This is a genomic window from Trinickia terrae, from assembly GCF_005144415.1.
Lineage (GTDB): Bacteria > Pseudomonadota > Gammaproteobacteria > Burkholderiales > Burkholderiaceae > Trinickia_A > Trinickia_A terrae.
The window spans coordinates 24,833-39,011 of sequence record NZ_SWJE01000001.1 but is presented as its reverse complement, the minus strand read 5'-3'; the positions used below and the strand labels follow the sequence as shown (position 1 = coordinate 39,011).

General features: G+C 64.3%; 11 protein-coding genes. 3 read left to right on the top strand and 8 right to left on the bottom strand.

Translation table 11 applies throughout. The features are described 5' to 3' along the window. Window positions 1-476: 476 nt before the first annotated feature. From ilvD to FAZ69_RS00165, 3 genes are all read right to left on the bottom strand, one after another. On the bottom strand, window positions 477-2,339 hold the full coding sequence (gene ilvD, locus FAZ69_RS00175; protein WP_136891946.1) for a dihydroxy-acid dehydratase: 1,863 nt from the start codon (window positions 2,337-2,339) through the stop codon (window positions 477-479). A gap of 158 nt (window positions 2,340-2,497) precedes the next feature. Beyond that, the gene (locus tag FAZ69_RS00170; protein ID WP_136891945.1) at window positions 2,498-3,832 is read right to left on the bottom strand and encodes a hemolysin family protein; all 1,335 of its coding nucleotides are present in this window, start codon (window positions 3,830-3,832) and stop codon (window positions 2,498-2,500) included. 149 nt (window positions 3,833-3,981) lie between these two features. After that, window positions 3,982-4,749, bottom strand: coding sequence for a sensor histidine kinase (locus FAZ69_RS00165; protein WP_240702042.1), 768 nt, complete (start codon window positions 4,747-4,749; stop codon window positions 3,982-3,984). Window positions 4,750-4,873: 124 nt separating this feature from the next. Here FAZ69_RS00165 and FAZ69_RS00160 point away from each other — a divergent pair, with 124 nt between their 5' ends. The 3 genes from FAZ69_RS00160 (at window position 4,874) to FAZ69_RS00150 (ending at window position 8,025) form a co-directional block, all read left to right on the top strand. After that, a complete protein-coding gene (locus tag FAZ69_RS00160) occupies window positions 4,874-5,215 on the top strand; it encodes an FKBP-type peptidyl-prolyl cis-trans isomerase (RefSeq protein ID WP_136891944.1) in 342 nt (113 codons plus the stop codon). A 10-nt stretch (window positions 5,216-5,225) separates the two neighbouring features. After that, the gene (locus tag FAZ69_RS00155; protein WP_136891943.1) at window positions 5,226-6,008 is read left to right on the top strand and encodes an AraC family transcriptional regulator; all 783 of its coding nucleotides are present in this window, start codon (window positions 5,226-5,228) and stop codon (window positions 6,006-6,008) included. Window positions 6,009-6,414: 406 nt separating this feature from the next. After that, window positions 6,415-8,025: a S8 family serine peptidase gene (locus FAZ69_RS00150; RefSeq protein WP_169708511.1), complete on the top strand. Its 1,611-nt coding sequence runs from the start codon at window positions 6,415-6,417 to the stop codon at window positions 8,023-8,025. Window positions 8,026-8,103: 78 nt separating this feature from the next. Here FAZ69_RS00150 and FAZ69_RS00145 read toward each other — a convergent pair whose 3' ends face one another. The 5 genes from FAZ69_RS00145 to folC all read right to left on the bottom strand — a co-directional run bounded on the left by FAZ69_RS00145 (window position 8,104) and on the right by folC (window position 14,028). Then, a complete protein-coding gene (locus FAZ69_RS00145) occupies window positions 8,104-9,294 on the bottom strand; it encodes an O-succinylhomoserine sulfhydrylase (RefSeq protein WP_136891941.1) in 1,191 nt (396 codons plus the stop codon). Between the two features lie 304 nt (window positions 9,295-9,598). Beyond that, entirely contained in the window at window positions 9,599-11,146 is a 1,548-nt protein-coding gene (gene purF / locus FAZ69_RS00140) for an amidophosphoribosyltransferase (protein ID WP_136891940.1), read from the bottom strand. A 57-nt stretch (window positions 11,147-11,203) separates the two neighbouring features. After that, a complete protein-coding gene (locus FAZ69_RS00135) occupies window positions 11,204-11,698 on the bottom strand; it encodes a CvpA family protein (RefSeq protein WP_136891939.1) in 495 nt (164 codons plus the stop codon). A 15-nt stretch (window positions 11,699-11,713) separates the two neighbouring features. Beyond that, window positions 11,714-12,688: an SPOR domain-containing protein gene (locus FAZ69_RS00130; RefSeq protein ID WP_136891938.1), complete on the bottom strand. Its 975-nt coding sequence runs from the start codon at window positions 12,686-12,688 to the stop codon at window positions 11,714-11,716. Window positions 12,689-12,717: 29 nt separating this feature from the next. Continuing rightward, the gene (folC, locus tag FAZ69_RS00125) at window positions 12,718-14,028 is read right to left on the bottom strand and encodes a bifunctional tetrahydrofolate synthase/dihydrofolate synthase (protein WP_136891937.1); all 1,311 of its coding nucleotides are present in this window, start codon (window positions 14,026-14,028) and stop codon (window positions 12,718-12,720) included. Window positions 14,029-14,179: the final 151 nt, after the last annotated feature.

Sequence of the window (14,179 nt, the reverse complement as noted above, 5' to 3'; positions counted from 1 at the left end):
CTAGCTCTTGGTGCGGCAAGCACAAACGAATTAATTTACAAATTCAATACTATCCAGAAGGAGAATGACTTGTGGGAGCACCGACGCGCTGGGATGTATCGGGTTTGGTGGGATCAATCTTCGCCGAGTCCAGTTGTGGGAGAAACGGGGGGCTGATAATCATCCGGTGGCAACTCCTTGCACGTACTCCGCGACAGGCATGGCTTCATGCGGGCTGTTTTGAAAGGCGCGGCTTGGTGCATCAGGATTGCATGGATGGGGAGGCCGCGATGCGGGACCATTTTCAGGTCCGTCCGGACTTATACTCCGTAGACTTGTCTAGTCACAACCATTTGCACTCCGAATATTGTCATTTATTGTCGGAGCGCAAAGTCGCTGGCGGATTCGTTAGCTGGCCAGCGCGGCAATCGATGGGCAGTACTCGGCTCATCGATCGATTCAGCCCTGTCGCCTGACGGCGACAGGGCCATTCCACCTTACTTCCGCTTGAGTTGCGAAATATCCCGCACCGCGCCACGGTCGGCCGAGGTCGCCAGCGCAGCGTAGGCTTGCAAAGCCTGCGACACCACGCGCTCACGGTTCACCGGCAGCCACGCCTTGTCGCCGCGCGCCTCCATCACTTCGCGACGGCGCGCCAATACTTCATCCGACACCGCCAGGTGCATCTTGCGCTTGGGAATATCGATCTCGATCACATCGCCGTCTTCCACGAGGCCGATCGTGCCGCCTTCGGCTGCTTCAGGCGACGCATGCCCGATCACGAGCCCCGACGAGCCACCGGAGAAACGGCCGTCGGTAAACAGCGCGCAGGTCTTGCCCAAGCCCTTGGATTTCAGATACGACGTGGGGTACAGCATCTCCTGCATGCCGGGCCCGCCCTTGGGGCCTTCGTAGCGGATCACGACCACATCGCCCGCCACGACCTTGTCGCCCAGGATGGCGGCGACGGCGTCGTCCTGGCTTTCGAAAACGCGCGCGCGCCCGGAGAAGATCCACTGCGATTCGTCGACACCCGCGGTCTTGACGATGCAGCCCTTCTCCGCGAGGTTGCCGTAGAGCACGGCGAGGCCACCGTCTTTCGAATACGCGCTCTCCTTGCTGCGGATGCAGCCGGTCTTGCGGTCGGTATCGAGCGACGCGTAGGTCGCTTCCTGGCTGAACGCGACAGTGGTCGGAATGCCGCCCGGAGCCGCGCTGAAGAACTTCTGCGCGTCTTCGCCCGCTCCGCCCATGACGTCCCACTTGGCAATCGCGTTACCCAGCGTGCCGCTATGCACGTTGCCGCACGACAAGTCGAGCAGTTCCGCGCGGGCCAGCTCGCCGAGAATGCCGAGGATGCCGCCGGCGCGATGCACGTCTTCGATGTGATATTTGTCGGTTGCGGGCGCCGCCTTGCACAGGCACGGCACTTTGCGCGAGATGCGATCGATGTCGGACATCGTGAAATCGACGCCGGCTTCCTGCGCAGCCGCGAGCAGGTGCAGCACGGTGTTGGTCGAACCGCCCATGGCCACGTCGAGCGTCATCGCGTTCTCGAATGCCTGCTTGCTGGCGATGCTGCGCGGCAGGACCGACGTGTCTTCTTCCTGATAGTAGCGGCGGCACAAGTCCACGACCAGGCGGCCCGCCTGCTCGAACAGGCCCTTGCGCCATGCATGCGTGGCGACGATCGTGCCGTTGCCGGGCAACGCGAGGCCGATCGCCTCGGTCAGGCAGTTCATCGAGTTCGCGGTGAACATGCCCGAGCAGGAACCGCACGTCGGGCAGGCGCTGCGTTCGACTTCGGCCACGTCGGCGTCGCTGACGTTGGGGTCGGCGGCCTTGATCATCGCGTCGATCAGGTCGATCTTGGCGATCACCTGGCCGTCAGCCGACGACTTGACCTTGCCCGCTTCCATCGGCCCGCCCGAGACGAACACGACGGGGATGTTCAAGCGCATCGCGGCCATCAGCATGCCCGGGGTGATCTTGTCGCAATTGGAGATGCAGACCATGGCGTCGGCGCAATGCGCATTGACCATGTATTCCACCGAGTCCGCGATCAATTCGCGCGAAGGCAGCGAGTACAGCATGCCGCCGTGACCCATGGCGATGCCGTCGTCCACGGCGATCGTGTTGAATTCCTTGGCCACGCCGCCGGCCGCTTCGATTTCCTTGGCGACCAGCGCGCCCAGATCGCGCAGATGCACATGGCCCGGCACGAACTGCGTGAACGAGTTCACCACGGCGATGATGGGCTTGCCGAAATCGCCGTCTTTCATGCCGGTGGCGCGCCACAAGGCGCGGGCGCCGGCCATGTTGCGGCCATGGGTCGAAGTGCGTGAGCGGTAGTCAGGCATGTGTGTTCTCGGGGATTGTGGTTATCGAAATTGGAATGGGGTCCGGGCGTGCGCCGGGAAGGTACGAATGGTGCAAGAGCGCGGGTGAGACGTCCAATATATTTTTTCGGCTCGATAAGGTTGGAAAAGATATTAATCGACAGTCGCCCAAGCCTCGCTCACCCACCCTCATCCTCGAACACCTTCGGATACACCCGCACGAGCACGATCCGCGGTCCGTGCATCTTCTTCACGACGACATCGAAGCGCTCGAACTCCACGCGCTGTCCCTCGGACGGCAAATCATTGAGCGCATGGATCACGAGCCCCCCTACCGATTCCGCCGATCCCTCGTCGATATCGATCCCGAGCACGCGCTCGAGCGAAACCACCGGCAGGCTTCCCTTGCCGATCAGCGTGCCGTCGTCCATGCGGGACCAATCGGCATCGCCCTGGCGGAATTCGTCGTGAATCTGGCCGACCAGCGCGCCGAGCAGGTTGTCGAGCGTCAAGAAGCCGATCGGCTTATGGTTCTTGTGGCCGACGAGCGCAAAATGCGGCGCGCCGCGGCGGAAGCGTCGAAACAGCTCGAGCGCCGGCGTATCGGGCCTCACGTATTGCACGGGCCGCGCGTAATCGGACAGATCCTCGAGCGTCGAACCGGCATGACGCGCGAGCAGCAAGTCCTTCAGGTGGATCAGCCCCGCGACGCGCTCGCCCGACGCATCCTCGAACAGCGGATAGCGGCTGAACCGGTGGCGCGCGACGACCTGCATGTTCTCGCGCAACGGCACGTCGCGCCGCAGACCGATCATCTCGTGCGCGGGGCGCATGAGGTCCGACACCGTCATCGACGAGAAATCGAGCGAATGCGCGAGCGTGTTCCATTCGTCGGCGTTATACGCGACGCGCGGCGCGGGGCCGCCCGCGCCGCGGCGGCTGCGCAGGATGAGCTTGAGCTCGTCGGTCGAATAGTGCGAATCGCCGCCGTGATCGGCCTCCAGGCCAGCGATCTTCAGCACCGCGTTCGCGCTCGTATTGAGCAGCCAGATCGCCGGATACATCGCCCAATAGAAGCCGTAAAGCGGCACCGCCACCCACAGCGCGACCTGCTCGGACTGCCGGATCGCCATCGACTTCGGCGCCAGCTCGCCGACGACGATGTGCAGGAACGAGATGACGGTGAACGCAAAGAAGAGCGAGATTGCATGCGTCAGATCGGGCGACGTGACGCCGAGGAGCCTGAAAACCGGCGAGAGCAGGTCCGCGAAGGCCGGCTCGCCGATCCAGCCGAGGCCGAGCGAGGCGAGCGTGATGCCGAGCTGACAGGCGGAGAGGTAGGCATCGAGCCGCTTGTGCACCGTGGCGAGCAGTCTGCCGCGGATGCCGTTCTTGCGCGCGAGCGCCTGGACGCGCGTCGACCGCAATTTGACGAGGCCGAATTCGGCAGCGACGAAAAAACCGTTGAGGGCAACCAGCAACAACGCGCCGATCAAGGCGACGATCTGAATCAAAGCAATGGGCTCCGGAAACGAAAGGGCTCAGTATAGAGCGGGTCGTGGCCGGAGCAGAGAAAACGGCGGGCGAGATGATCGATTCGATTCGACTCGGCCGCAGCCGAATCCGGTGCGCGGGGGGCGCGTCATGCGCACCTCTTGCAAGCTCAACCCGCGAGGGGAACGCGCAACGTCAGCGTGGACGGCGCGCCATCGACGCTATCGCCCTGCGTCAAACTGCCGGCGTGAGCCGTTGCGACGCGTTGCGGCAACGCCAGCACCCAGGCGATCCGTCCGGCGTCGCGCGGCTGCGTCGCCTGCTTGCAGGCGAACGGTTCGAACGCGCGCGGCAACTCAGCGCTGTTAAGCGCGGCGAAACTCATCGCATGCGTGATCTCGACTTGCCAATGGCCGCCATCGACCACGCTGCCAAGCGTCACCACACCGCCGGGCGCACTCGCTTCGACCGCGAACATCAGCATCACCCACAGCGCCTGCGATAAACGCTCGCGGTCGCCGTCGAGCGTTTCGGCGTCGAGCGGCGACACGACCGAGAGCGTGACCTGCCGCGTGTCGGCAAGCATCACGCGCGCTTCGGCGGCAACCTGCTCGAGCAGCGGCCGCAGCGCGAACGGCGCACGCGCAAGCGCGAGCGTCTTGGTCTGCGCACGCGTGTTGTCGACCGCATCCTCCAGCAGCTTCACCTGCTGTTCGACGCCGGAGCGGATACCCGCCAGTGCGCGCTGCGCGGTCGCATCGGCGCTATCGATCTTGCGCTCGAGCACGTAGGCCCAGCTATGAATCGCGTTCAACGGACTGCGCAAATCGTGCGAGACCAGCGACAGCACGTGATCGCGCATGAAGAGCGCCGCCTCGGCGCGCAGGCGCGCGAAGCGCTCGTCGAGTGCGGCATCGGCAGCAGGGGAAGGCGTCACAGTCGACCCTCGTACACGTAAAGGAAGCAAGAGACAATTATAGGCACGGCACACTGCGCGACAGCCCGCGCGTTGGTGCTCTAACGCCTACAATGGCGGTTTTCGATATTTACGGGAGATTTCCATGTCGATCGTCACCACCGAATCCGGTCTGAAGTATGAAGATCTGACCGAAGGCAGCGGCGCCGAAGCCGTCGCCGGTAAAACTGTCAGCGTCCACTACACCGGCTGGCTCACCGACGGCCAGAAGTTCGATTCGAGCAAGGACCGCAACGACCCGTTCGCCTTCGTGCTCGGCGGCGGCATGGTCATCAAGGGCTGGGACGAAGGCGTGCAAGGCATGAAGGTCGGCGGCGTGCGGCGCCTGACGATTCCGCCGCAACTCGGCTACGGCGTGCGCGGCGCGGGCGGCGTGATTCCGCCGAATGCGACGCTCGTGTTCGAAGTCGAATTGCTCGACGTTTGATGCGCCTCGTATGAGCACCGCCCATTCCCACGAACCGTTGCTGTCGCCGGCCGTTTCGCTGCGCCGCTTTGGCGGCGTCGAAGCGTCCGACGTGCACGGTTTCCACCAGATCGTGCTCGGGCTCGACGGTTCGATGGAGATGGCGGTGGACGGCGTCGGCGAGCGCATCGACTGCCGCTCCGCGTGGCTCGTGCCGGCCGGCGCGCGTCACGACTATGTGGGCATCGGCGAGAACCGCCAGCTCGTGCTGGACTTGCCCGCGACGTCGCTCGCGGTGCCCGAGCGGCTCTTCGAGCGCGCCCGCGCCGTGCCGATCGACGCTGCGCTGACCGTACTCGTGCGCAACGTCGCGTCAAGCGCGGCAGGCCATACGCTCTCGGGCGACGCGCTCGATGCGCATCGTTTCCACTGGGACGCGGCGGCACGCCTGTGCGCTGCGCTCGTCGCCGATCCGAACACGACGCTGCCCGCAGCGGGCCTTGATTACGCGCGGATCGACCGCTGGCTGCGCGCGCGTCTGGCAGAGCCGCTGCGTATAGCGGACCTCGCCGCGCACTGCGGCTTCGGCATGCGCCGCTTCCACCAGCTGTTCAATGACGCGTTCGGAGAAACGCCGCATCGCTATCTGCAGCGCCTGCGGCTCGATACGGCGATCACGCTGCTCGCCGATCCGCGCAACACGTTGAGCGACGTCGCGCTGCAAGTCGGCTTCGGCGACCAGAGCGCGTTTACGCATGCGTTCACGAGACGGTTCGGGCGAGCGCCTGGACAGTGGCGCGCCGGGCGGCACTAGGATTGCCGCAATCCGCGCGCCATTACCGTCGTTGAAATTTGCATTATCGCCCTCCCAAAGGTCACGGACGCCTTTATCCTTTCAAATCAAAAATACAATTTAAATAATTAAAGATCCAATAAAAATCGAATCCCGCCGCGACGACTGCCTTGATGAGAAATATAGAAAATATAAAAACACCTTGATCAAGCGGGCCGAATTTCATATCGTCTACAGGCAGTTGCGCTGAATCCGTTATAAAGAAACGAGTATTTGGAAAGATAGGTCTGCACCCCTTCGCCCTTTTATGCAAAAGGGGTCCGTCGCATTTCACGTTATTACCGGAATATCGAAAGATATCGTTCCGGCTGAAAATACCGTGAATGCATTTTTATGATCCGATTCGCATATGACGAAAGGCCCAGCCATGACCACGGAACTTCTCATCTTCAAGAGTCTGGATTTCGACGGCGCCGTATTTGTCCGCTATAGCGGCGCCGAGCGTGTTCAATCGATCCGCTATCAGTTGCTGAAGGACGGTGTGGTCGTCGCCGAGCGGGACGCCATCCGCCCCGGCGAAACCGCGCAATTCGACAAGCAGCCGCCCGGCGCCTACCAGGCCAAGGCCCATATCAAACTCGCCGACGGCTCGACGTCGATCGTCGACTCGGCTCCGCTCTTGGTCCCCGCCACGAGCCCGCAGCCGGCATCCGCCCAGGCGGCCCCTGCCAAGAGCTTGAAAGGCGGGCACTGCTTCTACGACAACGTCGAGAACTATTACCTCGAAATCAAGCTGCAGCCGGGCGGGCTCGACAAACTGCAGAATGAAGTCGGCAGTTCGTCGCTGTCGACCTTTCTCAAACTGAAGCCAGCGCTCAGCTTCTCGCTGGTCTATTCGCCGGAAGTCATCGCGAAGCACGGAGGCACGCATTTCGCCCATTTCTACCGAATCCACGGGGCGATCGCGCGCGACGAACTGATCCCGCTCGCGCAAGAGCTCGAAACGCTCGACTACGTCATCTACTGCTCGGTGACACCCGACACGACCGGCATGAAACCGCCGGAGGAACCGCCGCGCGCCGGCACTGGCGCGGCCGAGCCGAGCCCGCCGTTCGCGCTCGGCGACGTGACGCCCGATTTCACGTCGCGGCAGAAGTATCTCGGCGACTGGGCCACCACCAAAACGATCGCCCTGAACGTTCGCGCCGCGTGGACAGCCGGGGCAACCGGCCGGGGCGCAACGGTGCGCCACCTCGATTACGGCGTGTACCGCAACCATGAGGATCTCGGCAATATCACCGTCGTCAACAGCCGCCCGGAAACCAACGACTGCAACCACGGCACCGCGTCGACCGGGTGTATCGCCGCGACCAACAACGGCTTCGGCGTCACCGGCATCGCCTACGATTGCCAATTCTATTTTTACGATACGGGCGATTTAGACAAGATCGTGAGAGATGCGCAACCCGGCGATATTGTCGGGCTCGACATTCAGTTTTCCTTGAACGGCGTCCATGTGCCCGTCATCCACAGCAAAGCGTGGTGGAACAAGATCTTTGCCCTATCCAATCTCCGTGCGACGGTCGTCGTTGCCGCGGGCAACGGCGGGCAGAACCTGAGCCCTGAATACGGCTTGATCAACGACTACGGCGACAGCGGCAGCATGCTTGCCGGCGCGTGCATCAGCACCACCGGCCGCCGCGCGTCTTTCTCGAACTACGGGCACTACACGTCTCTCGTCAATGCATGGGGTGACTGGAGCGTGGCGACCACCGGCTACGGCGGCCTGCAAAGGGTGTCCAACGACAGGAATTACACAAGCACGTTTTCGGGAACGTCGAGCGCCACGCCGTTGTCGGTTGGCGCGCTTGCGGTGCTGCAAGGCTATTCGATCACCAAGTATCAAAACCTGCTCGGTCCCTATTGGATGCGCGACATCCTGGGCTACACCGGCGGCACGCATGGCGAGCAGGACCTCATCGGCAGGCAGCCGAATGTGTACTCGGCGGTCCTCTGGATCGACAAGCATTCCACCTGACGTGCGGCGCATGCCTTCGCAACGAAAGCGAAGGCATGCGCCTTAAAAGCCCTATCCCACTCCTTCAGGTCAGGCCTTTCAGCCTTCGAGCCCGCGCGCCAGATCCTTGCAGATATCGCCCGCGTTCTCGAGCCCCACGGCCAGGCGAATCAGCCCTTCCGTGATGCCCGCGGCCTCTCGCGCTTCCGGCGCGACGCGGCTGTGCGTCGTGGTCGCCGGATGCGTGATCGTCGTGCGCGTGTCGCCGAGGTTCGCGGTGATCGAGCAGATCTTGGTGCTGTCGATCACGCGCCAGGCGTTTTCGCGCAGCTTCTCGGGCGTGTCGCCTTTCAGCTCGAACGCGACGACCGCGCCGCCCGCGCTCTGCTGACGCTTCGCGATCTCGTACTGCGGATGCGATTCGAGCCCCGGATACCAGACGCGCTGCACAGCCGGATGCGCCTCCAGAAAACGCGCGACTTCGAGCGCATTCGCCGACTGCTTCTCGACGCGCAGCGACAGCGTCTCCATCCCCTTCAGCAGCACCCACGCGTTGAACGCGGAGAGCGTCGGCCCGGCGCTGCGCACGAACGGAAACACCTTCTCCATGATGAACGCCCTCGAGCCGACCAGCGCGCCGCCCAGCACGCGCCCCTGCCCATCGAGGAACTTGGTCGCCGAATGCATGACGACGTCGGCGCCGAGCTTGAGCGGCTGCTGCAGCGCCGGGCTGCAGAACGAGTTGTCGACGACGAAGATCGCGTTCGACGCCTTCGCGATCTTGCCGATCGCCTCGATGTCGGCGAGCTCGCAGAGCGGGTTCGTCGGCGTCTCGAGGAAGAACATCTTCGTCTCGGGACGCACGGCGTTCTTCCACGCGTCGAGATCGTTCGGATCGACGAAGGTCGTCGTGATGCCGAAGCGCGAAAAGATCTGCGAGAACATGCCGAGCGTCGAGCCGAACAGGCTGCGCGAGCTGACCATGTGATCGCCTGCCTGCATCGCGGCCATCACGACCGAGAGGATCGCGCTCATGCCCGAGGCCGTCGCCATGCACGCCTCGCCGCCCTCCAGCGCGGCCAAGCGCTCTTCGAACATCGTCACGGTCGGATTCGTGAAGCGCGAGTACGTGTAGTAATCCTCCGAGTGCTTGAAGCGCTCGGCCGCCTGTGCCGCGCTCGTGAAGCAGAAGCTCGACGTGAGGAAAAGCGCTTCCGAATGCTCGTTGTATTCGGAGCGCAATGTGCCCGAGCGCACGGCGAGAGTGTCGAAGTTCAGGGAGTCGTCCATATTCGTTGTCTTTTCCGCGTTGTGTTCCGTACTTGAGCGCCGATGCGCCGCGTTCGCGTTTCATCGGTGCTCGCAACCAAGATTCCTGGCAGCCGCGCTTGCAGGCATGCAAAAACGGCGGCCAGCAAAAAGCCCGCTTCGCGTCGGCATAAGCGGGCTTCGGGAGCGGTCACAGCGGTGAGCGTCGGGCGGTAACCCCGCCCTTTCGCTTTAGCTGTTTCGGGGTAGCCCCGCGTCCGCAAGCTGAAATCAAATCGACGCTGAACCGCATCCTAGCATGGCTGGCGGCATTCGCGCCTCACGCTCACTCCACCGACAGCTGCAAGTGCAATTGCGAACGCGTCGTGCCGCCGTCGATTGCCTCGCTGGCCGCATCGCGATCCGACTGCGAAGCGGGCGCGAGACGCGCGCGCTCGATGCTGTCGAGGTACTCGGTCGTGATGTCGCCCGTAATGTAATCGCCATCGAAGCACGAGGCCTCGAAATGCGACAGCGCCGGGTTGATGTCGTGCACGGCCTGCTTGAGCGCGTCGACGTCCTGGTAGACGAGATAGTCGGCGCCGATGATCTTCGCGACTTCGTCGTCGGTGCGGCCGTGCGCAACGAGCTCGCCGCGCGTCGGCATGTCGATGCCGTAGACGTTCGGGTACTTCACGGGCGGCGCCGCCGACGCGAAGATCACCTGGTTCGCGCCCGCATCGCGCGCCATCTGCACGATCTCGTGCGAAGTGGTGCCGCGCACGATCGAATCGTCGACGATCAGCACGTTCTTGCCCTTGAACTCGATCGCCATCGCATTGAGCTTCTGGCGCACCGATTTCTTGCGTACCGCCTGGCCCGGCATGATGAAGGTGCGGCCGACGTAGCGGTTCTTGAAGAAGCCTTCGCGATACTCGACGCCGAGCTTCGCCGCAACCTGCATCGCCGCCGGGCGCGACGAATCGGGAATCGGCATGACGACATCGATCGCGACGTCCGGCAACTCGCGCTTGATCTTCTCGGCGAGATAGTCGCCCATGCGCAGGCGCACGTTGTAGACGGGCACGCCGTCGAGCACCGAGTCCGGCCGCGCCAGGTAGACGTATTCGAAGATGCACGGATTCAGGCTCGGCTTGTCCGCGCATTGCTGGCTGTGCAGGTTGCCGTCGAGATCGACGAACACGGCTTCGCCGGGCGCCAGGTCGCGCACGAACTCGAAGCCGATGCCTTCCACCGCCACCGATTCCGACGCCACCATCCACTCGACGCCATGCACCGTTTCCTGCTTGCCGAGGCAAAGCGGACGGATGCCGAACGGATCGCGGAACGCGAGCAGGCCGTAGCCGGCGATCAGCGACACGATCGCGTACGACCCGCGCACGCGCCGATGCACGCCCGACACCGCCTTGAACAGCGCCGCCGGATCGAGCTGCAGGCCCGAGCTCGAGAGCTGCAGCTCATGCGCGAGCACGTTGAGCAGCACTTCGGTATCGGAGTTCGTGTTCACATGGCGGCGGTCGACGCGGAACATCTCGTCCTTCAACTGCTGCCAGTTCGTGAGGTTGCCGTTGTGGGCGAGGATGATGCCGAACGGCGCGTTCACGTAGAACGGCTGGGCCTCCTCCTCGCTCGACGCGGAACCCGCGGTCGGGTAACGCACCTGGCCGATGCCGCACGTGCCGGGCAAACTGCGCATGTTGCGCGTGCGGAACACGTCGCGCACCATGCCGTTGGCCTTGTACATGTGGAAGTTGCTGCCGTTCGCCGTCGCGATGCCGGCGGCGTCCTGACCGCGATGCTGCAGGAGCAGCAGGCTGTCATAGATCAGCTGATTGACCGGGGACTGGGAAACTACGCCTACGATGCCGCACATGGCATGTCCTTCAAAGATACGAAAAAGGTAACCGCCGGGTCACTGCACGCTGCCGGGTCAAACGCGGACGTAATCGGCAAGCGGTTCGGGAAGCAGCGCCTTCAGCTCGCGCACGCCCTGCTCGGCATACGGCCGCAGCAGCGCCTTGCGCCAGAATTCCTGTTGCGGCAGCTCGGTCAAGCCGGCAACGGCGACCAGGAGCACCACCAATATGACCCCGCGCGCGAGGCCGAACATCAATCCGAGCGAGCGGTCGACGCCGCCCAGGCCGCTCACTTCGACGATCCGCGCGAGCAGCGCATTCGCGACGCTGGCCACCAGCACGACGCCGACGGCGATCAAGGCGAAGGCGATCACCCATTGCGTCAATGGGCCGCCCGGCCAGTTAGCTGGAATATAGGGCACCACGAGCCCAACACAACGGCAGGCGATAAAAAAAGCCGCGATCCAGCCGATCAACCCGAACACTTCGGACAGCAAGCCGCGCCACGCCCCGCGCAGCGCCGACAGACCGATCACGGCCATCACGGCGTAGTCGAACGCGGTGAGCATCGGTCTTGGCGCCCCTTATTGCGCAGAGCCGGAGCCCGCGTTCGCGGCGAGGCCGGCCTCGCGCACCTTCGCGATGGCCGCGGACGCCGCCGCGCGATCGGCGAACGGGCCGGCGCGCAGCAGCGTGCGCATCGAGCCGTTCGGCTGCTTATAGTGTTCGGTGTAGGCGGGCACGCCTGCGGCCTTCAGCTTCGCCGCCCAATTGCGCGCGGTCGCGTCGTCCGGGAACGAGCCGAGCTGCACCGCGAAGCGCGCGCCGAGCGGTGCCGCAGGCGTGCCGGAATCGGCATCGGGCGCGCTCGGGGCGGCCGTGTTCGCAGCGGATTGCTGAGCGGGTTGCGCAGCGGGCGCCTGCGGTTTCGCGGCGGCGCTTTGTGCGGGCGCCGTGGCAGGCTTCTTCGTCGAAGCTTGAGGCGCTGCCGTGTTCGCGGCCTGTTTCGTCGACTGGCCCGCGGCCTGAGCGCCGCTGCTTTGCACAGGCGATTTCGAATTGGCTTGCGCGGCCGCCTGCTGAGTGACAAGGCCGCTCGCCGCGGCCTTGTCGGCGCCGGCGACGCTGGCCGACGGCGCGGCCAGCGCCACGCCTGATGCCGCCGCAGTCGCCTCCGGCGTGGGATTGTCGGGCGCGACGCCCGCTTGCGTATCGTCGTCGCCCGCGGCCCGCGCCTCGTGCGCGGGACGGTTCGGAATATCGATCGAGATGTCGTCGGTGACGGGCTTCGGGTGCGAATCCAGCACCATCGGCAGCACGACGACCGCCGCGACCACCAGCGCAATTGCACCGACGAGACGCCGCCGCGCGCGCTGTTTTTCCGGGAGGGTGGGATCGAGCATCATCGCGTCGACATCGCCCGCGCGTTCCGTGCGCCGGGTTCGGCGCTCGACACGCGCCCCGGGGGAAGACTCAGTGCGAGAGCTGCGGCGGGAGCTGGCATTCGCGCCGCGCCGGCCAGGCGCGTCGTCTTTGTTGCCGAACGAGAAAAGTCCCATGAATGGTGGCTGTGTTCGAGGCTGACGCGTCAGTGTTGCTGCGATTTACGATAGGCCATGACGCCCGCTACCGTATGGAAACTGCCGAAAACCACGATTCTATCATTCTCGGACGCGCGTTTTAGCGCATCTTGATATGCGTCGGCAGGGGTGGCGAAGCGCGTCACGCTGCGGTCCGCGCCATCGGTCACGCCCGCCTGGCGCAGCGCGGCTTCGAGGTCCGCCGCCGAGGCGGCGCGCGGCAGCGGCAGGTCGGTCACGCACCAGTGGTCGATCTCGCCCTTCAGGTGTGCGAGCACGCCTGCGATGTCCTTGTCGCGCATCGCGCCGAAGACCGCATAGGTGTACGGGAAATAGCCCATGTTGCCGAGATTTTGCGCGAGCACGGCGGAGGCATGCGGGTTGTGCGCCACGTCCAGCACGATCGACGGCTTGCCCGGCAGCACCTGGAAGCGCCCCGGCAGCTCGACGTTGGCGAGCCCGAGGCGGATGTCCTGCGCCGATACCGGCAGCCGCTCGCGCAGCGCCTCGAGCGCCGCGAGCGCCGCCGACGTATTGATCAGCTGATTCGCGCCGCGCAGCGCCGGATAGGCGAGCGCCGAGCGCCGCAGCGTGCGGCCGACGTAGCTCCATTGCTGGCGCTCGCTGCCCGCCTGCCCTTCGTAGCGGAAATCGCGCCCGAAGAGCCACAGGTCGGCGCCGATCTTTTCCGCATGATCGACGAGCGTCTGCGGCGCGCTGGGATCGCCGCAGACTGCCGGCTTGCCGGGGCGGAAGATGCCGGCTTTCTCGAAGCCGATCTTCTCGCGCGTATCGCCGAGATATTCGGTGTGATCGATGTCGATGCTCGTGACGATCGCGCAATCGGTATCGATGATGTTGACCGCGTCGAGCCGGCCGCCGAGGCCGACTTCGAGGATCACGGCGTCGAGCCCGCGCGAGGCGAACAAATGCATGATCGCGAGCGTCGTGAACTCGAAGTAGGTCAGCGAGACGGCTTCCGCAAAGCTCGTGCGCGCGGCCTCGACCGCTTCGAAATGCGGCAGGAGGTCTTCATCCGTGGCGATCTGGCCATTCACGCGTGCGCGTTCGTTGAACGCGAGCAGATGCGGCGACGTATGGCAGCCGACGCTGTAGCCGGCGCGCAGCAGGATCGATTCGAGAATCGCGCAGGTCGAGCCCTTGCCGTTCGTGCCGCCGACCGTGATCACCGGGCATTCGAACGACAGCTTCAGCGCGTCCTTGACCTTACCGATGCGGGTGAGCCCCATGTCGATGCCGACCGGATGCGCGGTCTCGAGATGCGCCAGCCAGGCGTCCAGGGTGGGGAATGTGATCATCGGATGAATCGGTTGTGCGGTCGAACGCCCGCTTTCTGAAACGCGTAATTATCGCGGAAATGACAGCGCGCCGCTTGAATCCGATTCAAGCGGCGCGCGTGTTTATGGACTGCTTTCGCTATCCGGCGCGGTGTTTCACGGAGCGGCCGAT

Bases quoted from the DNA above. Each gene is read 5' to 3' on its own strand.
- ilvD (WP_136891946.1), bottom strand. From the start codon at position 2,339: ATGCCTGACTACCGCTCACGCACTTCGACCCATGGCCGCAACATGGCC.
- FAZ69_RS00160 (WP_136891944.1), top strand. From the start codon at position 4,874: ATGTCGATCGTCACCACCGAATCCGGTCTGAAGTATGAAGATCTGACC.
- FAZ69_RS00155 (WP_136891943.1), top strand. From the start codon at position 5,226: ATGAGCACCGCCCATTCCCACGAACCGTTGCTGTCGCCGGCCGTTTCG.
- FAZ69_RS00150 (WP_169708511.1), top strand. From the start codon at position 6,415: ATGACCACGGAACTTCTCATCTTCAAGAGTCTGGATTTCGACGGCGCC.
- FAZ69_RS00145 (WP_136891941.1), bottom strand. From the start codon at position 9,294: ATGGACGACTCCCTGAACTTCGACACTCTCGCCGTGCGCTCGGGCACA.
- purF (WP_136891940.1), bottom strand. From the start codon at position 11,146: ATGTGCGGCATCGTAGGCGTAGTTTCCCAGTCCCCGGTCAATCAGCTG.
- FAZ69_RS00135 (WP_136891939.1), bottom strand. From the start codon at position 11,698: ATGCTCACCGCGTTCGACTACGCCGTGATGGCCGTGATCGGTCTGTCG.
- FAZ69_RS00130 (WP_136891938.1), bottom strand. From the start codon at position 12,688: ATGGGACTTTTCTCGTTCGGCAACAAAGACGACGCGCCTGGCCGGCGC.
- folC (WP_136891937.1), bottom strand. From the start codon at position 14,028: ATGATCACATTCCCCACCCTGGACGCCTGGCTGGCGCATCTCGAGACC.